Source organism: Dolichospermum sp. UHCC 0352 (assembly GCF_009711925.1).
Lineage (GTDB): Bacteria > Cyanobacteriota > Cyanobacteriia > Cyanobacteriales > Nostocaceae > Dolichospermum > Dolichospermum lemmermannii.
The window spans coordinates 1-2179 of sequence record NZ_VIKY01000005.1; the positions used below are offsets into that span (position 1 = coordinate 1).

The 2179-nt window shown below is 33.6% G+C and carries 6 protein-coding genes; all 6 read left to right on the forward strand.

The window, feature by feature from the left end; genetic code table 11:
* Positions 1-135: 135 nt before the first annotated feature.
* A complete protein-coding gene (locus tag FJR06_RS00275; RefSeq protein ID WP_015081241.1) occupies positions 136-726 on the forward strand; it encodes an SLOG family protein in 591 nt (196 codons plus the stop codon).
* An 80-nt stretch (positions 727-806) separates the two neighbouring features.
* Positions 807-1007 (forward strand): hypothetical protein, encoded by a 201-nt coding sequence (locus tag FJR06_RS00280; RefSeq protein ID WP_015080864.1) that lies wholly within the window; start codon positions 807-809, stop codon positions 1005-1007.
* Between the two features lie 69 nt (positions 1008-1076).
* Entirely contained in the window at positions 1077-1349 is a 273-nt protein-coding gene (locus tag FJR06_RS00285) for a hypothetical protein (protein ID WP_015081240.1), read from the forward strand.
* Complete coding sequence (locus tag FJR06_RS00290; protein WP_168650271.1) at positions 1294-1596, forward strand: hypothetical protein; 303 nt, start codon at positions 1294-1296, stop codon at positions 1594-1596. The genes FJR06_RS00285 and FJR06_RS00290 overlap by 56 nt, the downstream gene beginning before the upstream one ends.
* On the forward strand, positions 1596-1817 hold the full coding sequence (locus FJR06_RS00295; protein WP_168650273.1) for a hypothetical protein: 222 nt from the start codon (positions 1596-1598) through the stop codon (positions 1815-1817). Before FJR06_RS00290 ends, FJR06_RS00295 begins: the two co-directional genes overlap by 1 nt.
* A 63-nt stretch (positions 1818-1880) precedes the next feature.
* Positions 1881-2179 (forward strand): hypothetical protein (locus FJR06_RS00300; RefSeq protein WP_168650274.1); only part of this gene is annotated, 299 nt, incomplete at its 3' end.

Here is a 2179-nt window from a genome sequence, read left to right on the forward strand (position 1 = left end):
ACGTCGGTATAAGCAAATCCGCGAGGAAATAGATTTTTAATTAATTGGAATCCTAGCTTTCATCATGAAGGTTAGGATCTATTTCATTTTTTTCTGTGCTACCGCCTTTTGGTTTTGGTCTTTAGTAGTAGTTTCATGATGAAATATATTGCTCAAACAATTGAAGCTCATGGTGTATCTGTTGAAGAAACCAGATATGAGCCAGAATATCCAGAACTATATTCTCAGAAAATTGCTTGCTTTACAGGTCATAGAAAAATCCCTGATATCACCAAACAAATCAACATAGCAATTGACTTAGCTTTAGACATGGGGATAAATCATTTTTTTGTTGGTATGGCTTTAGGTTCAGATCAATTGGCTGCAAAGGTTTTAATGAGTAGAAATTTACCTTGGACGGCTGTAATCCCTTGCGCTAATCAATCAGAATTGTGGAGTTTGCAGCATAGGAAAGAAAGCGATTTTCTTCTCAGATATGCAGAAAATCAAGTAATCCTTAGACCCAACTATACCGCAGATTGTATGCACATCAGAAATAGATACATGATTGATCATTCTGATGTCTGCATTGCAATCTATGACGGAAGATTTACAGGTGGAGCTTTCAAAACTTATTGCATGGCAGTTAAGAAGTTTATGTCTGTGATTAAAGTGCATCCAAAAACGAAAGAAGTCTCGATTTATCAACCACCAAAACCAAATCATACTCAATTTAGTTTGTTTTAACCATTTCTAATTTTAATACTCCTAATTCTATTCACAATAGAGTTAGGGGTTTTGTTATGCAAATCCATCAGGAGAAATAAATGCTCAAATCAGCAAAACTTACAACCACTACAGGCTATACATGGAAAACCTCAATCAGTGCAACGGCATCTTATGAATCAACGATTGAGTATTTTCTAGGAAAATATTTCGCTGTAGGAATTTACCCTATTGAAAATTTAGAAAAAGTTGTGAAAGTTGAGATTTTTGACGGTAAAACAATGGTGGTATCTGAACTTTGATAGCTTTATTTTTTCAGTGCTACCGCTTAGTGGTTGTGTTCATGATTGTATTATCTGGATGAAAGAATAATGACTTGTAACGGATACTCAAATGACGAGACTTGGCAAGTTAGTTTATGGATTGAAGATTGTGATTTGTCAGAACAGGAATTGAAAGATAGTTTCTTAAATCTCAAAAATGAAATATTCAAAGAAAAATCGCAATATAACAGATTTTGTAGTGCGTTAGAAGACCTACTTACTGAGTCGCTTAATGTGGTGAATTGGAAACAATTAACAGAACTAAATGGGATTGATAGCGACGAAGACGATACAGAAAAAGATGATGACTGTGATGAATGATGGTAGATGGGAAGGTTGGAGAAATTACGAAACTTATGTAATTTCAATGTGGATAACCAACAATGGATTACCTTGTGAATCATCTGCAAGTGAACTAGAGAAATATTTTGAATCCTTGAAAAATCACTTCTTAGAAAATAAAGATTCAATATTATTTCAACCATTAACTTATTTACTTACAGCAAGTCTTGAAGAAATTAATTGGCAAGAAATAGCTGACGAATTTAATATCAAAGAGGATGAATAATGACAACTGAATTTTTGAATCAATTGGCAAAAGCCTACTGGAATATGGATTATTATGATTTTCTCTTCAGAACTAGCTTTGTAGATTCTGATTATGCCAGGGAGAAATTTCAATCTTTTCAAGCTGGTTGCAAGAAACTACTTGAGTTTGACCATGAAACTTTAGAATCAATTCTGGCAATGTCCACGTCTGACCAGAATAAATCTGAATTGAACTCATGAAAAATGAAGGGTTAGGATTGCAACTAACCCCTCTAATAAGTTAATTACTGAAGTTAGTTTATCATGAAAAATCTGGAAAAGTTACTTGAGCTTAGAAACAATATTTCTAAGTTGCAATTTGAAATTGAAGGCTTGATGCCAGAAGCAGTTGGTGAAGCAATAGAAGTTTTGGGTACTTGTGAAAACACCAAAAATAAAACTGTTTACCAGAACAATAACAGCAAAATTGTTTTGGTATTCAAGAAACAATACGAAACACCTCAAACTGATTTGAAGTTAAACAGACTTGAATCAGATATCAGAACAGCAACGGCTAAATTATCTCAAAATAAAGCCAACGATTTAGCTAGAATTGAATCGGA